Below are 17,188 nucleotides of genomic sequence, written 5' to 3'. Positions count from 1 at the left end.
CTGCTCGCCGGCGCCGTGGCGGCCGCGGCCGGGGCACCGGACCCCGCCCCGCCGGCGAGCAGCAGGCCGCCGCGCAGACCCCCGCCGCCGTCCCGGCGCCGCCCGTCGTCCCCGCCGGCGACGACGCCACCGTCCTGCCGACCGACACCACCTTCGACGCCCTCGGCGTCCCCGCTCCGCTGGTCGAGGTGCTCTCGGCCAGCGGCATCACCGCGCCGTTCCCCATCCAGGTCGCGACGCTGCCCGACAGCCTCGGCGGCCGCGACGTCCTCGGCCGCGGGCGCACCGGCTCGGGCAAGACCCTGGCCTTCTCCATCCCGCTGGTCGCCCGGCTCGCCGCCTCCGACGGCCGCCGGCAGCCCCGACGCCCCCGCGCGCTGGTGCTGGTGCCGACCCGCGAGCTGGCCAACCAGGTCTTCGCCGTCGTCGACCCCCTGGCCCGCGCGCTCGGCATGAACGCCACCACGATCTTCGGCGGCGTCGGGCAGAACCCGCAGGTGCAGGCCCTGGCGAAGGGCGTCGACGTCGTCATCGCCTGCCCGGGCCGGCTCGAGGACCTCATCGGCCAGGGGCACTGCGACCTCGGCGGCGTCGAGATCACCGTGCTCGACGAGGCCGACCACATGGCCGACCTGGGCTTCCTCCCCGGCGTCAAGCGGCTCATGGACCGCACCCCGAAGACGGGCCAGCGGCTGCTGTTCTCCGCCACCCTGGACAACGGCGTGGACGTGCTGGTCAAGCGCTACCTGAGCAGCCCGGTGACGCACTCGGTCGACCCGGCGGTCGCCCCGGTCAGCACGATGACCCACCACGTCTTCCACGTGCAGGCCGCCGACAAGCCCGAGGTCGTCCGCCAGCTCGCCGCCGGCCTGGGCCGCAGCGTGCTGTTCACCCGCACCAAGCACCAGGCCAAGAAGCTGGCCAAGCAGCTCACCGCCTCGGGCATCCCCGCGGTCGACCTGCACGGCAACCTCAGCCAGAACGCCCGCGAGCGCAACCTCGAGGCGTTCAGCAACGGCACCAGCCGGGTGATGTGCGCGACCGACATCGCCGCTCGCGGCATCCACGTCGACGACGTCGCGCTGGTCGTGCACGTCGACCCGCCGACGGAGCACAAGGCCTACCTGCACCGCTCGGGCCGCACCGCCCGCGCCGGCGCCGGCGGCACCGTCGTCACCATCACCACCCCCGACATGGTGGGCGAGGTCCGCACGCTCACCCGCCAGGCCGGGATCAGCCCGGTGACCAGCCAGGTGCGGCCGGGTTCCCCGGAGATCGCGGAGCTCACCGGCCCGGAGGCCCCCTACGTGGAGCCGGCGCCCGCGCCGGAGCCGCAGCCGCAGGGGTCCGGCGGTGGCCGGCGTCGCCGCGGCGGCTCCGGCTCGGGTTCGGCCTCGGCCAAGCCGGCCGGTTCGTCCGGTCGCGGCGGCGGGTCGGGCTCCGGCCGGGCGAGCGGCCCGGCGCGGACCCGCGCCGAGCTCGCCGCCCGGGCCGGCACGACGTCGGCCGCCTCGTTCAGCGCCCGCTCCCGCCGGGGCCGCTGACCACGGCGGGATGTCGACTCGTCGTCATGTCGGCCGGATGACATGACGACGAGTCGCCACCCGTGCCACCGGGGGCGCGGCCGGACGTCTCCGGTCGCCCCGCCGGTCCTCCCGCACCGCAGCGCGTCCTCCCCCACCGCCGACGGTGTGGGAGGACGCCCGGTGATCAGGTGCCCTGATCCCGGCGCGAGTGCGGGAGAGCTCAGCTGCCGCTGGAGAAGGCGGCGTCGAAGGCGGCCGACGGCGGGTCGAAGGCGAGCCGGCGCACGAACTCCAGCGCCTCGGGGGCGCCGACGAGGCGGTCCATGCCGGCGTCCTCCCACTCCACGGAGATGGGCCCGTCGTAGCCGATGGTGTTGAGCATCCGGAAGCAGGCCTCCCACGGGACGTCGCCGTGCCCGGTGGAGACGAAGTCCCAGCCGCGGCGGGGGTCGGCCCAGGGCAGGTGCGAGCCCATCCGGCCGTTGCGGCCGTTGCCGACCTGCTTCTTGGCGTCCTTGCAGTCGACGTGGTAGATGCGGTCCTTGAAGTCCCACAGGAAGCCGACCGGGTCCAGGTCCTGCCACACGAAGTGCGACGGGTCCCAGTTCAGCCCGAACGCCTCCCGGTGCCCGATCGCCTCCAGGGTGCGCACGGTGGTCCAGTAGTCGTAGGCGATCTCCGAGGGGTGCACCTCGTGGGCGAACCGCACCCCGACCTCGTCGAACACGTCCAGGATCGGGTTCCACCGGTCGGCGAAGTCGGCGTAGCCCGCGTCGATCATCGACTCGGGCACCGGCGGGAACATCGCCACGGTCTTCCAGATCTTGCTGCCGGTGAAGCCCACGACGGTGTCCACGCCCAGCCTGGCCGCCGCGCGGGCGGTCAGCTTCATCTCCTCGGCGGCCCGCTGCCGCACGCCCTCGGGGTCGCCGTCGCCCCACACCCGGGGGTGCACCATGCCGCGGTGCCGCTCGTCGATCGGGTCGTCGCAGACGGCCTGGCCGTTGAGGTGGTTGGAGATGGTCCACACCTTCAGGCCGTGCTTGTCGAGCAGCGCGAGCCTCTCGGCCACGTAGGCGTCGTCGTTCGCGGCGCGCTCGACGTCGAGGTGGTCGCCCCAGCAGGCGATCTCCAGGCCGTCGTAGCCCCACCCGGAGGCCAGCCGGCACATCTCCTCGAAGGGCAGGTCGGCCCACTGGCCGGTGAACAGGGTGACCGGACGGGGCATCAGTTCTCTCCTCGGATCGGGGTCCAGCGCGAGCTGTCCGCGGCGCTGCGCTCGACGGCGTCGAGCACCCGCTGCACCTGCAGGCCGTCGGCGAACGACGGCGCCGGGTCCTCGCCGGCGGCGATGGCGGTGACCAGGTCCACGACCTGGTGGGTGAAGCCGTGCTCGTAGCCCAGGCCGTGCCCGGCCGGCCACCAGGCACCCACGTAGGGGTGCTCGGGCTCGGTGACGATGATCCGGCGGAAGCCGGCGGTCGCGGCGGGCTCGTCGCCGTCGAAGAACTCCAGGACGTTCATGTCCTCGAAGTCGAACGCCAGGCTGCCCCGCGACCCGTTGATCTCGAGGCGGATGCCGTTCTTGCGGCCCAGCGCGAACCGGGTGGCCTCGAACACGCCCAGCGCCCCGCCGGTGAACCGGCCCAGGAACACCGCGGCGTCATCCACCGTGACCCGCCCCGTCTCCGAGCCGCCGACCCCGCCCAGCTTGCCGGTCTCGGTGGGCAGCGGCCGCTCGGTCACGAACGTCTCCAGCATCGCGCTGACGCCGGTGAGGGCCTGCCCGGTGATGTGCTGGGTCAGGTCGACGATGTGCGCCCCGATGTCACCCAGCGCCCCGGAGCCGGCCTTGTCCTTCTCCAGCCGCCACGACATCGGCGCGGCCGGATCGGCGATCCAGTCCTGCAGGTACTGCGCCCGCACGTGCCGGATCTCCCCCAGCCGCCCCTCGGCGACCAGCGTGCGGGCCAGCGCCACCGCCGGCACCCGCCGGTAGGTGAACCCGACCATCGACCGCACACCGCGCGCCGCCGCCTTCGCCGCGGCCTCGGCCATCGCCTCGGCCTCGGCCACGGAGTTGGCCAGCGGCTTCTCGCACAACACGTGCTTGCCGGCCTCCAGCGCGGCGATCGCGATCTCCGCGTGGGTGTTCCCGGGCGTGCAGACGTCGACCAGGTCCACGTCCTCACGCTCGATCACCCGACGCCAGTCGGTCTCGGTGCTCGACCAGCCCAGCCGCTCGGCGGCCGCAGCCACCCCGGCCGGATCACGGCCGGCCAGCACCGCCAGCTCCGGACGCAGCGGCAGGTCGAAGAAATGAGGGGCGGTGCGCCAGGCCTGCGAATGGGCCGCGCCCATGAACGCGTAGCCGACCAGCCCGATGCCGAGGGTGGGGGTCATGTGCTTCTCCCAGCGGAGGTGGCGCGGCAGGGGAACGCGGGCGCTCCCCTGCCGCGCCGTCGACGGATCAGGACTCGAACGCGCGGTCGATGTAGTCCTCGACGTTCTCCGAGGTGACGACGGGGGCGTTGAGGACGATCTCGCGCGGGACCTCGGGCGAGACCAGGTCCGACAGCGACTTGCCCTGCGCGACCAGGCGGGCCAGCGCGATGCCGTCGGCGGCCTGGGTGTGCGGGTAGATGACGGTCGCCTGCAGCACGGAGTCACCGGACTGGATCTCGCGCATCGCGTTCGCCGAGCCGGCGCCACCGACCATGATGAACTCGTCCCGGCCGGCGTTGCTGATCGCGGCGAGGACGCCGACGCCCTGGTCGTCGTCGTGGTTCCACAGGGCGTCGATCTGCGGCGCGGCCTGGAGCAGGTTGGCCGCGGCCTCCTCGCCACCCTCGACGGTGAAGTCCGCCGCGACACGGTTGTCGACGTCGAGGCCGCAGTCGGCGAGCGCGTCGGCGAAGCCCTGGCTGCGGTCCTGGGTCAGCGGCAGCGAGTCGATGCCGGCGATCTCGGCGACGACGGCGTCGGGGTTGTCGCCCACCTGCTCGCAGATGTACGTGCCGGCGGAGACGCCCATGCCGTAGTTGTCACCCAGAATGGTGGCGCGGGCGGCGAACGGGCTGTTGAACTCGCGGTCGACGTTGATGACCGGGATGCCGGCCTCCATCGCCTGCAGCGCGACGGGGGTCATCGCGGCACCGTCGAAGGGCAGCAGCACGATCGCGTCGACGCCCTCGTTGATGAAGGTCTCGACCTGGCTGATCTGCGTGCTGACGTCGTTCGTGCCCTCGGCGACGATGAGGTCGACGTCCTCGTAGTTCTCGGCCTCGGCCCGGGCGGCCTCGGTGATGCCGGCCATCCAGCCGTGGTCGGCGGCCGGGGCCGAGAACCCGATCCGGACGGTCTCGCCGACCTCGTCGTTCGAGCTGGCGACCGCGTCCCCGCCACCGCCCTCCGAGGCGGAGGTCTCGGGCTCGTTGCTGGTGCAGCCCGCGACGAGCACGGTCGCGCCGGCCAGGGCGACCGCGGTGGACATCAGGCGACGGTAGGGGCGCTGCCTCGCTGCAGACATGTTCTTCTCCTCGGGGTGCCTTCTCCGGCGGGTCGCCGGCAGGGTTCGGTGGGGTGGGGTCAGTGGGTGGAGCCGGGCCGGTCGCCGCCGGGGGCGCCGGGCACGCTCGTGCCGCCGGCCACGGCACCGGCCGGGGTGCCCCCGGCGACCGGTCCGCCGGAGGACGACTCGCCGCGGCCGGAGCGGAGGCGGGAGAACCAGCCGGATCCGCCGCCGCGGCCCTCGGCCAGCCGCATCTGGAGCAGGACGGCGACGACGATGATGACGCCGCGCGCGACCGCCTGGACCGAGCTGGACAGGTTGTTGAGCGTGAAGATGTTGCCGAGCGTGACGAAGATCAGCACGCCCAGGACGGTGCCGACGATCGTGCCGCGGCCACCGGTGAGCAGCGTGCCGCCGATGACGACGGCGGCGATCACCTCGAGCTCGAGCAGCGTGCCGTGGGTCGAGCTGCCGGTGGTCGTCCGCGCCATCAGCATCACCGCGGCGATGCCGCAGGTGATCCCGGAGAGCACGTAGAGCTTGAGGGTGTGCCACTGCACGCGGATGCCGGCCAGCCGGGCGGCCTCGGCGTTGCCGCCGACGGCGAAGGTGTGCCGGCCGAAGGTGGTGCGGTTGAGCAGGATCCAGCCGGCGATCGACACCAGCGCCCAGATGATCACCAGCATCGGGATGCCGAGGACGTCGCCGCCGAAGAAGTCGAGGAAGCCCTCGTTCTGCACGATCTGGGTGCGGCGGTTGGCGATGATCTCGGCCAGGCCGCGGGCGGCGGCGAGCATGGCCAGCGTGGCGATGAAGGCCACCAGCCGCCCGTAGGCGATGACGATCCCGTTGACCAGCCCCGCCCCGGCACCGACCGCCACCGCGGTGAAGACCATGACGATCCAGTGGGTGTCCTCGGCCATGGCCTGGGTGGCCAGCGTGGTCGCCCACACCGACGAGAGCGCGACCAGCGCGCCCACCGACAGGTCGATCCCGCCCCCGATGATCACGAACGTCATGCCGATGCTCACGACGCCGACGACCGCGGCCAGCCGCAGGATGGTCAGCACGTTGTCGACGTCGACGAACCGCTCCGGCGCGGTGACCGCGCCGACGATGCAGAGCAGGACCAGCGCGACGACGAGGCCGACCAGGGGCCCCGCCGACCCGGCCATGAAGCCGGCGCGCCTGCCGCCGCCCCCTTCGGGCGCGCGGCCCTTGGACGTCGCGGGTGCGCCCGCTCCCCCGGTCGTCGCGGTGCTGCCGGTCATGCCACGTCCCCTTCGTGCTGCTGTGCGGTGGGCTGCTGCCGGTCGCCGCGCTGGCGCGGGCCGACCGATCCCTCCATGACGAGGTCGAGCACGGCGTGCTCGTCGAGCGCGTCGGCCGGTCGCTCGGCGACGACCGAACCGTCGGAGATCACCAGGACCCGGTCGGCCAGGCCGAGGACCTCGGGGATCTCGCTGGACACCACGACGACGGCGACCCCCCGGTCGGCCAGTTCGCGGATGAGCGCGTAGATCTCCGAGCGCGCACCGACGTCCACCCCGCGGGTGGGCTCGTCGAGGAGCAGGACCCGGCAGTCGCGCAGCAACCAGCGGGCGAGCACGACCTTCTGCTGGTTGCCGCCCGACAGCGTCCGCACCTCCCGGTCCACGTCGGCCGGGCGGACGTCGAGGGCCTGCACCTGCTCGCGGGCGGCGTCCTTCTCGTTGCTGCCGGAGAGAAAGCCGCCGCGGGCGAACCGGGCCAGGCTGGCGATGCTCATGTTGCGGTAGACGGCGTCGCCGAGGAGCAGTGCCTGGCTCTTGCGCTCCTCGGGGGCGAGCCCCACGCCGGCGGCCACCGCGGCGGAGACCCGGCCCGGGCGCAGCCGCCGGCCCGCCACCGAGACGGTGCCGCCGGTCGCCCGGCGCGCGCCGTAGATGGTCTCGAGGATCTCCGAGCGCCCCGACCCCACCAGCCCGGCGAGGCCGACCACCTCGCCCGGGCGGACGTCGAAGGACACCCCCCGGAAGGTGCCGCGCAGGCTCAGGTCGCGCACCGAGAGCAGCGGCTCCGCGGCGGGGACGGCCCGGCGCTCGGGGAAGACGTACTCGATGTCGCGGCCGGTCATCAGCTCGATCACCTGGCGGGTGGTGGTGTCGCGCACCGGCAGCCCGGTGGCCACGGTGCGCCCGTCCTTGAGCACGGTGATGCGGTCGCCGACCTCGCGGATCTCCTCCAGCCGGTGGGAGATGTAGACCACCGCGACGCCGTCGCGGGTCAGGTCGCGGATGACCTCGAACAGGTGCTGGACCTCTTCGTTGTCCAGGACGGCCGACGGCTCGTCCATGACGATCAGCTTCGCGTCCTGGGAGAGCGCCCGGGCGATGCTGACCATCTGCTGCGCGGCGGCGGGCAGCGAGCCGACCTCGGCGGTGGGCCGGATCTCCGGGTGGCCGAGCCGGGTCAGCAGCTTCCCGGCGGCCTCGTTCGCCGGCGCCGGCCGGGCGAGGCCGAAACGGGACCGCTCGCGGCCGAGGAAGATGTTGTCGGCCACGGTGAGCCCGGCGACCAGGTCGAGCTCCTGGTAGATGGTGGCGATGCCGTGCTTCATCGCCGCCTGCGGGTTGGTCAGGGAGACCGGCTCGCCCCGCCACTCGATCCGGCCGCCGTCGGGCTGGTGGGCCCCGGCGAGCACCTTGATCAGCGTCGACTTGCCGGCGCCGTTCTGCCCGAGCAGGCAGTGCACCTCACCGGCGCGGACGTCGAGGTCGACGCCGTCGAGCGCCCGCACACCCGGGAAGGTCTTGACGATCCCGTGCATCGCCAGCAGGGGCGCCCCCGTGTCGTCCCTGCCCCGTGCACCCGGCGCACCGGCCACGTCGCCACCTCCGGAAACTTTTGCTCAGCGCTGACCATTAGTCCGTTGAGGGAGCAACATATGGGGGGTGTCACACGGGGTCAAGGCTGCGGGGCCACGGTTACCGAACCGAGACCGGGAGATCTCCGTGGGACCGCGCCGCCGTCACGCACGGTCGCGGACGGGACGCCCGAGGGTGCCGGGGTGGGCCCGGAGGGGGTCGCGCTGGCGCGACGAACGCGCTCGGCCACCGGGAGGTGCGGCTACTGGCCGCGGTGCGATCCGGAGGATCGCGAGGTCACCGCCTCGACCGAGTCCTCGTCGAGGAACTCCTCGATGGCCATGAGGGCGGCACCGACCCGGCCGGAGAGGTCGGGCGCCTCGCTCACGGTGATCTCCAGCGCCCGGGCGGCCAGCGGCATGGAGCGCCGGTAGACGGCCTCACGGATGCCGGCGAGCAGGGGGACGCCGGCCTGCGCGACGCCGCCGGTCATGACGATGCGGTGCGGGTTGAAGAAGTTGACCAGCGAGGCCAGCACGGTGCCGATCGTGCGCCCCGCGCCGCGCACCAGTTCCAGCGCGACGCCGTTGCCCTCCGCGGCCAGCCGCACCACCTCGCGCACCGTCTCCACGGGGAGGCCGGCCGCCGCCGCGTCCCGCAGCAGGGCCCCGCCACCGGCGATCGCCTCGAGGCAGTTCTCCTGCCCGCACCGGCAGACGACGGTGCGCCCGTCGGGCTGGGCGACGTGGATGTGCCCGATGTCGCCGGCGCTGCCCTGCGCCCCCCGGTAGACGCGGCCGTCGACGATCACGCCGCAGCCGATGCCGGTGCCGACCTTGACGACGAGCAGGTCCTGCGAGGAGCCGGCGACGCCGATCTCCCCCAGCGCCATGACGTTCACGTCGTTGTCCACGTAGACCGGGCACTCGTAGCGGCCGAAGGCGCTCGGGACCGGGTAGTCGTGCCAGCCGGGCATGATCGGCGGGTGCGACGGTCGGCCGGTCGAGAACTCCACCGGCCCCGGCACGCCGACGCCGACGGCGCACACGTCGGCGGGGGTGAGGCCCGCTTCCGCCAGCACCTTCTGCGCCAGCCGGTCGACCTCGGCGAGCACCGGGCCCGGGCCGTCGGCGATGTCGATCGGGTGCCCGACGGTGGCCAGGATCGAGGCCGACAGGTCGGTGACGGCGACGTCGACGCTGCTCGCCCCGAGGTCGACGGCGAGGACGCAGCCCGCCCGGCTGTTGAACTGCAGCAGCGTCGGCGGCCGGCCCCCGGTGCTCCAGCCACGACCGCCCTCCTCCAGGAGGTTCGCCGCGATCAGCTGGTCGACGCGCGCGCTGACCGTGTTCCGCGACGCCCCGGTGAGCGCGACGAGGTCCGCACGGCTGCGCGCGCGCCCGGTGCGCACGTGGCGCAGCAGCACGCCGGCCGAGGCAGAGGTGTACGCCACGCCGCCATAGTGGCACGTGAGGCGGCCCACCCCGGCGGACGTCGACCGACGGGGCGACGACGACGGGGGCATCCAGGGTTGACGGCCCGCGCACGGGGCACGCTGGTTGAGCACTGGACCAGCCCCCGACCCCGAGAGGTGCGCACCCATGGGCCTGCCCATCACCCTGTCCGAGATCGCCCCGCGGATCTCCGCCGGCGCCTTCATCCTCAACAGCGGCCTCGGCAAGCGCGGCGCCGACGAGGAGGCCGCGGCCGGCATGCACGGCTTCGCCGCCGGCACCTACCCGTTCCTCGGCAACGTCCCGCCGCAGCAGTTCGCGAAGGCCCTGTCGACTGCGGAGATCGCCATCGGCGCCGCCCTCCTCACCCCGTTCGTGCCGACCGCCGTCGCGGGCGCCGCGCTCACCGCCTTCTCCGGCGGCCTGCTGGGCCTGTACCTCAAGACGCCGGGCATGCGGAAGGAGGGCAGCCTGGCGCCCACCGAGCAGGGCCTGTCCATCGCCAAGGACAGCTGGCTGCTGGGCATCGGCATCGGGCTGCTCGTGCGCGGCACGGTCGACCGCCAGGAGCGGCGGGTGCGCCGGGCCGGCAAGGTGCTCGACAGGGCCAGCAAGCGCGCGGTGAAGGCGCGCAAGCGGCTCGACCGCTGACCCCCCGGGGGACGACGTCACCGGGCAGGGTCAGGCGTCGTCCCCCGGCAGGTTCACCAGGCCGACCAGCCGGCGCCGGCGCCCGTCGCCGGGCCGGTTGGACAGCCGCCGCTGGAACAGCGCGCGCAGGTCGGCCAGGAACCCGGCGAACTCCTCGTCGGTCAGCCACAGCCCCACCTGGCGGTAGCCGGCGCCGTCGCGCGCCAGGTCGGGCGCCCCGCGGTCGAGGTAGCGGTCGAAGTCGGCCAGGAGGGCGGCGACGAACGCGGTGAACGCGCGCCGGTGGTCCTCGGCCGACAGCGCGTTCAGGTCGTCGGCCGGCACGTCCGCCGCCTCCAGCACCAGGCGGTAGCTGCGCTCCGAGGCGCCGCGGACCTTCCGCTCCCCCACCACCTCGAGCACGCCCGCGTCGGCCAGCACCCCGACGTGCCGGTAGAGCGACGCGACCGGCACATCGGGCAGCGCGGACCGCAGCTCGCCCGTGGTGAGCGTGCGGTCCCCGAGGAACGCCTGCACCACGCGGAGCCGGACGGGGTGCAGCAACAGGTCGACCGAGTTCACGCGCCCACCGTTCTCATGATTGACAACACTCTAAGTTTCGAGAATAGTGGCGGCATGGCCACGCTGCAACTGACGCCCTCGACCCTGTCGGTCCACCTCACCCCCGGCGAGAAGATCGCCGGCCTCCTGCGCGACGTCGCCGTGCCGCGCAGCGCGATCACCGAGGTGGAGGTCGTGGGCGACGCGGTCGGGGCGACCCGCGGGCTGCGCGCCCCCGGACTCGCGCTGCCCGGCGTCCGGAAGATCGGGACCTGGCGCCGCCCCGGCGAGCGCATGCTGGTCTGCGTCCGGCGCGGCCAGCCCGCCGTGCGCGTCCGTCTGGACGGCCAGCGGTACGACACGCTGCTCGTCGGCACCGACGACGCCGCAGCCGTCGCCGACTCGCTCCGCCGGGCCGGCTGACGTGCGCGACGTCCCCGTCCAGGTCCCCGGCGCCGCCGGCCCGCTCGCCGGCACGCTCACCCTCCCCGACGCGCCCGAGCCGGCACCCGCCGTGCTGCTGGCCTCGGGCTCCGGCCCGATCGACCGCGACTCCAACCACCGCCGCGCCCGGTTCGACGTCGCCCGCCAGCTCGCCGTCGCGCTGGCCGGCGCCGGGATCGCCTCGCTGCGCTACGACAAGCGCGGCGTCGGTGAGAGCCCCGGCGACTGGCGCACCGCCGGCCTCCACGACAACGTCGACGACCTCGGCGCCGCCCTCGATGCGCTGCGCGCGCGGCCGGAGGTGGACGCCGGCCGTGTGCTGCTGGCCGGGCACAGCGAGGGTGCGATCCTCGCCGCCGCGCTCGCCGCCCGGGGCGCCCCCGTGTCCGGGCTGGTGCTGCTCGCGATGAGCGCCACCCCCGGCGAGGAGCTGCTGCGGTGGCAGGCCCGGCAGATCACCCCGACGCTCCCCGCCCCGGTCCGGTTCGTCCTCCGCCTGCTCCGCACCGACCTGGAGTCCAAGGTGGCGGCCAACCACCAGCGGATCAAGGCGACGACCACCGACGTGGCCCGGATCGGTGGCGCGCGGATCAACGCCCGGTGGCACCGCGAGTTCCTGGCCCACGACCCGCGGGAGGACCTGCGCCGCATCGACGTCCCGGTGCTGGCGGTCACCGGCGCGAAGGACCTGCAGGCGCGGCCCGCGGACCTGGCGGTCCTCGCCGCCACGGTGCGCGGTCCGGTGGAGACCCGCCTCGTCCCCGACCTCACCCACACGTTGCGGCGGCAGCCGGGGCCGCCGTCGATGGGCGCCTACCGGCGGGAGCTGCGCGGCCCCCTCGACCCGGAGGTGCTGGGCACGGTCGTCACATGGTGCGAGCGCGCGGTCACAGGAGCCGACGGCGCGACGGCGGGCTGAGCGGCGCGCCGGAAGCACTTCCGCGACGGGGCGCCCGGCCCGAGGATCTCGATCCCACGATGGCTGCCGTCCGGTGGCCGCTCCGAGGAGGTCCCGTGCGTTCCTGGAACAGGCGTCCAGCGGCCCATCGCCTGGCCGTCGCGATCACGGGCCTCGCCCTGGTCGTGGCCGGCTGCGGCTCCGACGACCCCGACACCGAGGCGGTGGCCGACGTCCCGGCCGGGACCACGACGGAGTCGCCGCCCAGCGCGACGGAGACCGCCACGTCGGCCCCGGCGTCGTCACCGGCCGGTCAGCAGGAGACCGAGACCGTCGAGGCGCAGCTCGTCGACTTCGCCATCGAGCTCGACGAGGACAGCTTCGCGGCCGGCACCTACGAGTTCGCCGTCTCCAACGAGGGCGACGCGAGCCACGACTTCGTGGTCGAGCGCGACGGCGAGGACGTCGCCGCGACGGCCGTCCTGCAGCCGGGGCAGTCGGAGACCCTCACCGTGGACCTCGAGCCGGGCAGCTACGTCATCTACTGCTCGGTGGGCAACCACCGGGCGATGGGCATGGAGGTCAGCGTGGAGGTCGCGTGATGACTGCGACGACCACCCCCGGGCGGCGCGCGGGGATGCTCACCTGGGCGTTGCGGCTGGCCGGCGCGGTGCTGCTGGCCGTGATGGGCTGGCTGCACCTGGACCTGTGGCTCGACGGCTACCGGAACATCGACGTCATCGGTCCGGCGTTCATGCTCAACGCGATCGCGGGTCTCGGGCTCGCCGTCCTGCTGCTGGTCGTCCCCCACCGGTGGCTGTGGGCCGTCGCCGCGCTCGGGGCGCTGACCGCGCTCGGGACCCTGGCCGGCCTGCTGCTGTCGACCACCGTCGGCCTGTTCGGGTTCGTCGAGACCACCGCGGCGCCGCTGTGGTGGGAGTCGTTCTGGGTCGAGCTGGCGGCCGTCGTCGTCCTGGCGGTGCTCGCCGTCGCAACCCGGCCGCGGCACCGCTGAGCCGCGCGGGCGGGCGGGGACGTCCCCGCCCGCCCGCGCGGGCTGCGCTCAGCGGACGCCGAGCAGGTGCTCCATCGCCAGCTGGTCCAGGCGCTCGAACTGCAGGCCGCGGGCGCCGAGCGCCTCGGGGTCGTGCGCCTCGTTCCGCAGCGCGTCCAGCGACTCGCCCTCGGCCAGGGTGGGGACGGCGAGCTCGGCCACGCGCGCGGCCTCCAGCGCCTCGGCGACCTCGGGGTCGGCCCGGAACGCCTGCACCTTGTCCCGCAGGATCAGGTAGTTGCGCATGCAGGCACGGGCGGTCTCCCAGACGCCGTCGATGTCCTCGGTCCGCGGCGGCTTGTAGTCGAAGTGCAGGTAGCCGTCGTAGGCCTTGCCGGTGCCGGCGCCCAGGAGGGCGTCGACGGTCCAGAAGGCGCCGCGCAGGTTGCCCGCGCCGAAGCGCAGGTCCTGGTCGAAGCGCGGGCCGTGCTGGCCGTTGAGGTCGACGTGGAAGAGCTTGTCGTGCCACAGCGCCTGCGAGATGCCCTGGGCGAAGTTCAGCCCGGCCATCTCCTCGTGCCCGACCTCGGGGTTCAGCCCGACGCGGGAGGGCTCCTCCAGCTCGTTGATGAAGGCGATGGCGTGGCCGATCGTCGGCAGCAGGATGTCACCGCGCGGCTCGTTGGGCTTGGGCTCCAGGGCGAAGCGGATGTCGTAGCCCTTCTCGCGCACGTAGGCGCAGAGGACGTCCAGCCCCTCCTTGTACCGGTCGAGCGCGGCGGCGACGTCCTTGGTGGCGCCGGACTCGGCACCTTCCCGGCCGCCCCAGAGCACGTACGTCTTCGCGCCCAGCTCGGCGGCCAGGTCGACGTTGCGCAGCACCTTGGCCAGCGCGTACCGGCGCACGGCGCGGTCGTTGGCGGTGAAGCCGCCGTCCTTGAACACCGGGGCGCCGAACAGGTTGGTCGTGGCCATCTCCACGCCGACACCGGTCTCGGCGAGCGCCTTCTTGAACCGCTCGAGGGCGGTCTCGCGGGTGGCGTCGTCGGGCACCAGGTCGTCGTCGTGGAAGGTGACGGCGGCCGCGCCCAGCTCGGCGAGCCGGTGGACCGCCTCCACCGGGTCCAGCGGCGGGCGGACCGCGCCGCCGAAGACGTCGACGCCCTGCCAGCCGACGGTCCACAGACCGAAGCTGAACCTGTCGTCCTTGCGGGGGGTGTAGTCGGTCATGCGGGGATCTCCGTCCGGGTCGATCGGTGGGCTGCGCTGCCCTCGGGAGCCTCCGGCCCGCGCCGGCTCGCGCGGTCGTCGGCGGACGAGGAGGTGTGCTGCTCGCCGGTGGCGAGGGTGGTTCCCAGGTCGGCGACCTGGAGGTCGGGGGCGCGGCCGTCGGCCGCGCCGGGCTGCGGGGTCACCGGGCGCCTGCCCCGGCCGGCTCGAGCGAGGGCACCGGCACCAGGGTCGGGTCCTCGAACACCGACTCGAGGGCGACGTGGGCGCCGCCGCGGACGGCGGCGGTGAACCCGAGGGTGGAGAGGACGACGCGCGCGCCGGCCACGCCGGGCCCGAGCACCCGCGCCTCCAGCTCTGCCATGAGGGGCGCCATGAGGTACTTCCCGAGCACGGCGAAGTAGCCGCCGAGGATGACCACCCGCGGGTTGAACAGGTTGATCAGCACGGCGGCGCCGGTGCCGAGCGAGGCGCCCACCTGGTGGAGGGCGGCGAGGGTGCGGGCGTCACCGGCCTCGGCGCGGGCGGCCACCTCCGACAGGCGGGCCTCCAGGTCGCGGGCCGGGTCGCCCACCGGGTCGCCCGGGTCGGCGGCGGCGCGCAGCAGCGCCGCCATGCCGACGACGGTCTCCCAGCAGCCGCGCCGGCCGCAGCCGCAGACGAGGTCCGGGTCGCCCAGCGAGGTGTGCCCGACCTCGCCGGAGAGCCCGCCCGCACCGCGCAGCAGCCGGCCGGCGACGATCACGCCGCCGCCGACGCCGACCTCACCGGTCAGGTAGACCAGGTCGGGGGTGCGCGCCTCCGAGCCCATCGCCCACTCGGCGATGGCCGAGAGGTTCGCGTCGTTCTCGACGCGGATCGGGAAGCCGGTGCCGAGGCGGGCGTGCAGGCCGTCCAGGACCGCGACGTCGTGCCAGCCGATGTTCGGCGCCAGCGTGACCACGCCGTCGACGCTGCGGACCAGGCCGGCGACCGCCACGGTCAGCCCGGCGGGACGGGCGCCGGCGGTGGCGGCCGCGGCCACCGCGTCGGACACCAGCCCGGCGACCGCGTCGAGGGTCCGCTCGGCGCCGAGGGTGGGCAGGTCGAGGGCGAGCCGCTGCTCGAACAGCACCTCGCCGCGCAGGTCGAGCACGAGCACCGCGGCGTAGTCGACGTTGAGCTCGACACCGATGCCGCAGACGCAGCCGCCGTCCAGGTGCACGGTCAGGCCGGGGCGGCCGACCGCCCCCGCACGGTCGACCTCGCCGGTGGTGACCAGCCGGCGCTCGGCGAGCTCGGCGACGAGGCTGGACACCGTCGCCTTGTTCAGCCCGGTCTCCTGGGCGATGCGGGCGCGGGACCGCGGGCCGTGGTCGCGGAGGTGGCGCAGGACCAACCCCAGGTTGGTGCGGCGCACCGTGGCCTGGTCGGCCGGGGCGCGCCGCTCGGACGACCCGTCGTACAGGGACGGCACCTCGCCCATGCCCACCTCCCCCACCCGATTAGTCGGTTGCGCAAACAAATTAGGGGCTCCCGGGTCGGGCGGTCAAGGCGGACCGCCCCTGCTCCCCCGCGACCCTCCGCCGGGCGCCCGCGGGTGGGGCCGCCTAAGGTCCCCTTCCCATGACGCCCCTGTCCGCACCGCCGTCCACCGCCCGTCCCGCCGGCCAGGGCCCGGAGCGGGTCCGATGACCCTCGTGGCGGGCGTCGACACCTCGACGCAGGCGTGCAAGGTCGTCGTCCGCGATGCCGCGACCGGCGAGCTGGTCCGCTCGGGGCGGGCGCCGCACCCCGAGGGCACCGCCGTCGACCCCCGGGCGTGGGAGGAGGCCTTCCGGGCCGCCGCCTCGGAGGCCGGCGGGCTCGAGGACGTCGACGCCCTCGCCGTCGGCGGCCAGCAGCACGGGATGGTCTGCCTCGACGAGCGGGGCGAGGTGGTCCGCGACGCGCTGCTGTGGAACGACGTCCGCTCGGCGCCCGCCGCCGCCGACCTGATCCGCGAGCTCGGCGACGGCGACGAGGACGCCGGCCGCCGCGCCTGGGCCGACGCCGTCGGCCTGGTGCCGGTCGCCTCGTTCACGGCGACGAAGCTGCGCTGGCTGGCCGACGCCGAGCCCGCCAACGCCGACCGCACCGCCGCGGTCTGCCTGCCGCACGACTGGCTGACCTGGCGGCTGCGGGCCGACCGCGACCTCGGCACGCTGGTCACCGACCGCGGTGACGCCAGCGGCACCGCCTACTGGTCGGCGCGCACCGGCGAGTACCGCCTCGACCTGCTCGAGCGCGCGATGCGCGGTCGCCGTCCCTCGGTCCCCCGGGTGGCCGGCCCCGCCGAGGGCGTGGGCAGCCTCGCCGGCGGCCGCGCCGTCCTCGGCCCCGGCACCGGCGACAACGCCGCGGCGGCGCTGGGCCTGGCGGCGCGACCGGGCGACGTCGTCGTCTCGATCGGCACGTCCGGCGTCGTCTCCGCCGTGACCCCCACCGCCGTCGCCGACGTCACCGGCACCGTGGCCGGGTTCGCCGACGCCACCGGCAACCACCTCCCGCTCGTGGCCACGCTCAACGCCGCCCGCGTGCTCGACGCCGCCGCCGCGCTGCTCGGGGTGGACCACGCGACCCTCTCGGAGCTGGCGCTGTCGGCCCCCTCCGGCGCCGACGGCCTGGTGCTGGTGCCCTACCTGGAGGGCGAGCGGACGCCGAACCTGCCCCACGCCACCGGCTCGGTGCACGGCCTCACCCTGCGCACCTCGACGCCGGCGCACTGGGCCCGCGCCGCGGTCGAGGGGCTGCTCTGCGGGCTGGCCGACGGCATCGAGGCCGTCGTCGCCCAGGGCGTGGACGTCCAGCGGGTGATGCTCATCGGCGGGGCCGCGCGCTCGGCGGCCGTGCAGCAGCTGGCGCCCGGCATCTTCGGCCGGCCGGTCCTCGTCCCGCCGCCCGGCGAGTACGTCGCCGACGGCGCCGCGCGGCAGGCCGCCTGGGTGCTCTCCGGCGCGGACGCACCGCCCGAGTGGCCGCAGCCGGGGCTGCAGGAGTTCGACGCCCCGGCGGCGACCCACGTGCGCGAGCGCTACGCCGAGGTCCGCGGCCGCACGGACGGCCAGTAAGAGGA

17 protein-coding genes are annotated in these 17,188 nt (G+C 74.7%); 7 read left to right on the top strand and 10 right to left on the bottom strand.

Annotation, left to right across the window (positions count from 1 at the left end):
- A partial coding sequence (locus E9565_RS01045; RefSeq protein ID WP_236833873.1) for a DEAD/DEAH box helicase occupies positions 1-1,544 on the top strand: 1,544 nt, incomplete at its 5' end.
- A 202-nt stretch (positions 1,545-1,746) separates the two neighbouring features.
- Here E9565_RS01045 and E9565_RS01040 read toward each other — a convergent pair.
- The 6 genes from E9565_RS01040 to E9565_RS01015 all read right to left on the bottom strand — a co-directional run bounded on the left by E9565_RS01040 (position 1,747) and on the right by E9565_RS01015 (position 9,336).
- Positions 1,747-2,754 (bottom strand): sugar phosphate isomerase/epimerase, encoded by a 1,008-nt coding sequence (locus tag E9565_RS01040; protein ID WP_236833872.1) that lies wholly within the window; start codon positions 2,752-2,754, stop codon positions 1,747-1,749.
- The gene (locus E9565_RS01035; protein WP_236833871.1) at positions 2,754-3,929 is read right to left on the bottom strand and encodes a Gfo/Idh/MocA family protein; all 1,176 of its coding nucleotides are present in this window, start codon (positions 3,927-3,929) and stop codon (positions 2,754-2,756) included. The genes E9565_RS01040 and E9565_RS01035 overlap by 1 nt, the downstream gene beginning before the upstream one ends.
- A 67-nt stretch (positions 3,930-3,996) precedes the next feature.
- Entirely contained in the window at positions 3,997-5,019 is a 1,023-nt protein-coding gene (locus E9565_RS01030; RefSeq protein ID WP_236826737.1) for a substrate-binding domain-containing protein, read from the bottom strand.
- Between the two features lie 95 nt (positions 5,020-5,114).
- On the bottom strand, positions 5,115-6,308 hold the full coding sequence (locus tag E9565_RS01025) for an ABC transporter permease (protein ID WP_236826738.1): 1,194 nt from the start codon (positions 6,306-6,308) through the stop codon (positions 5,115-5,117).
- Positions 6,305-7,903, bottom strand: coding sequence for a sugar ABC transporter ATP-binding protein (locus E9565_RS01020; RefSeq protein WP_236826739.1), 1,599 nt, complete (start codon positions 7,901-7,903; stop codon positions 6,305-6,307). Before E9565_RS01020 ends, E9565_RS01025 begins: the two co-directional genes overlap by 4 nt.
- 242 nt (positions 7,904-8,145) lie before the next feature.
- On the bottom strand, positions 8,146-9,336 hold the full coding sequence (locus E9565_RS01015) for an ROK family protein (protein WP_236826740.1): 1,191 nt from the start codon (positions 9,334-9,336) through the stop codon (positions 8,146-8,148).
- A gap of 148 nt (positions 9,337-9,484) precedes the next feature.
- Here E9565_RS01015 and E9565_RS01010 point away from each other — a divergent pair, with 148 nt between their 5' ends.
- Complete coding sequence (locus E9565_RS01010) at positions 9,485-9,988, top strand: hypothetical protein (protein ID WP_236826741.1); 504 nt, start codon at positions 9,485-9,487, stop codon at positions 9,986-9,988.
- 30 nt (positions 9,989-10,018) lie between these two features.
- Here E9565_RS01010 and E9565_RS01005 read toward each other — a convergent pair whose 3' ends face one another.
- Positions 10,019-10,549 carry a helix-turn-helix domain-containing protein gene (locus E9565_RS01005; protein ID WP_236833870.1) on the bottom strand — a complete coding sequence of 177 codons (531 nt, stop codon included), beginning with the start codon at positions 10,547-10,549 and terminating at the stop codon, positions 10,019-10,021.
- A 15-nt stretch (positions 10,550-10,564) separates the two neighbouring features.
- Between E9565_RS01005 and E9565_RS01000 the strand changes: the two genes are divergently transcribed.
- From E9565_RS01000 to E9565_RS00985, 4 genes are all read left to right on the top strand, one after another.
- The gene (locus tag E9565_RS01000; RefSeq protein ID WP_236833869.1) at positions 10,565-10,951 is read left to right on the top strand and encodes a hypothetical protein; all 387 of its coding nucleotides are present in this window, start codon (positions 10,565-10,567) and stop codon (positions 10,949-10,951) included.
- 1 nt (position 10,952) lies between these two features.
- A complete protein-coding gene (locus E9565_RS00995; protein WP_236826744.1) occupies positions 10,953-11,891 on the top strand; it encodes a S9 family peptidase in 939 nt (312 codons plus the stop codon).
- A 95-nt stretch (positions 11,892-11,986) separates the two neighbouring features.
- Positions 11,987-12,472 (top strand): cupredoxin domain-containing protein, encoded by a 486-nt coding sequence (locus E9565_RS00990; RefSeq protein WP_236833868.1) that lies wholly within the window; start codon positions 11,987-11,989, stop codon positions 12,470-12,472.
- Positions 12,472-12,885 (top strand): hypothetical protein, encoded by a 414-nt coding sequence (locus tag E9565_RS00985; RefSeq protein ID WP_236826746.1) that lies wholly within the window; start codon positions 12,472-12,474, stop codon positions 12,883-12,885. The genes E9565_RS00990 and E9565_RS00985 overlap by 1 nt, the downstream gene beginning before the upstream one ends.
- A 48-nt stretch (positions 12,886-12,933) precedes the next feature.
- On the opposite strand, the gene xylA is transcribed toward E9565_RS00985, so the two are convergent.
- From xylA to E9565_RS00970, 3 genes are read right to left on the bottom strand one after another with little or no spacing between them, the layout of a single operon-like run.
- Positions 12,934-14,094 carry a xylose isomerase gene (xylA, locus tag E9565_RS00980; protein WP_236833867.1) on the bottom strand — a complete coding sequence of 387 codons (1,161 nt, stop codon included), beginning with the start codon at positions 14,092-14,094 and terminating at the stop codon, positions 12,934-12,936.
- Positions 14,091-14,279: a hypothetical protein gene (locus E9565_RS00975; protein WP_236826748.1), complete on the bottom strand. Its 189-nt coding sequence runs from the start codon at positions 14,277-14,279 to the stop codon at positions 14,091-14,093. Before E9565_RS00975 ends, xylA begins: the two co-directional genes overlap by 4 nt.
- A complete protein-coding gene (locus tag E9565_RS00970; protein WP_236826749.1) occupies positions 14,276-15,559 on the bottom strand; it encodes an ROK family transcriptional regulator in 1,284 nt (427 codons plus the stop codon). The genes E9565_RS00975 and E9565_RS00970 overlap by 4 nt, the downstream gene beginning before the upstream one ends.
- Before the next feature lie 205 nt (positions 15,560-15,764).
- Here E9565_RS00970 and E9565_RS00965 point away from each other — a divergent pair, with 205 nt between their 5' ends.
- Entirely contained in the window at positions 15,765-17,183 is a 1,419-nt protein-coding gene (locus E9565_RS00965; RefSeq protein ID WP_236833866.1) for a xylulokinase, read from the top strand.
- Positions 17,184-17,188: the final 5 nt, after the last annotated feature.

Origin of the sequence: Blastococcus sp. KM273129 (assembly GCF_021698995.1) — a bacterium.
GTDB lineage: Bacteria > Actinomycetota > Actinomycetes > Mycobacteriales > Geodermatophilaceae > Blastococcus.
This window is presented reverse-complemented; position numbering and strand designations above follow the sequence as displayed.

Excerpts from the sequence above, each read along its gene's own strand:
- xylA (WP_236833867.1), bottom strand. The coding sequence starts at position 14,094 with ATGACCGACTACACCCCCCGCAAGGACGACAGGTTCAGCTTCGGTCTG.
- E9565_RS00970 (WP_236826749.1), bottom strand. The coding sequence starts at position 15,559 with ATGGGCGAGGTGCCGTCCCTGTACGACGGGTCGTCCGAGCGGCGCGCC.
- E9565_RS01040 (WP_236833872.1), bottom strand. The coding sequence starts at position 2,754 with ATGCCCCGTCCGGTCACCCTGTTCACCGGCCAGTGGGCCGACCTGCCC.
- E9565_RS00985 (WP_236826746.1), top strand. The coding sequence starts at position 12,472 with ATGACTGCGACGACCACCCCCGGGCGGCGCGCGGGGATGCTCACCTGG.
- E9565_RS00965 (WP_236833866.1), top strand. The coding sequence starts at position 15,765 with ATGACCCTCGTGGCGGGCGTCGACACCTCGACGCAGGCGTGCAAGGTC.
- E9565_RS01025 (WP_236826738.1), bottom strand. The coding sequence starts at position 6,308 with ATGACCGGCAGCACCGCGACGACCGGGGGAGCGGGCGCACCCGCGACG.
- E9565_RS01000 (WP_236833869.1), top strand. The coding sequence starts at position 10,565 with ATGATTGACAACACTCTAAGTTTCGAGAATAGTGGCGGCATGGCCACG.
- E9565_RS01035 (WP_236833871.1), bottom strand. The coding sequence starts at position 3,929 with ATGACCCCCACCCTCGGCATCGGGCTGGTCGGCTACGCGTTCATGGGC.
- E9565_RS01010 (WP_236826741.1), top strand. The coding sequence starts at position 9,485 with ATGGGCCTGCCCATCACCCTGTCCGAGATCGCCCCGCGGATCTCCGCC.
- E9565_RS01030 (WP_236826737.1), bottom strand. The coding sequence starts at position 5,019 with ATGTCCACCGCGGTCGCCCTGGCCGGCGCGACCGTGCTCGTCGCGGGC.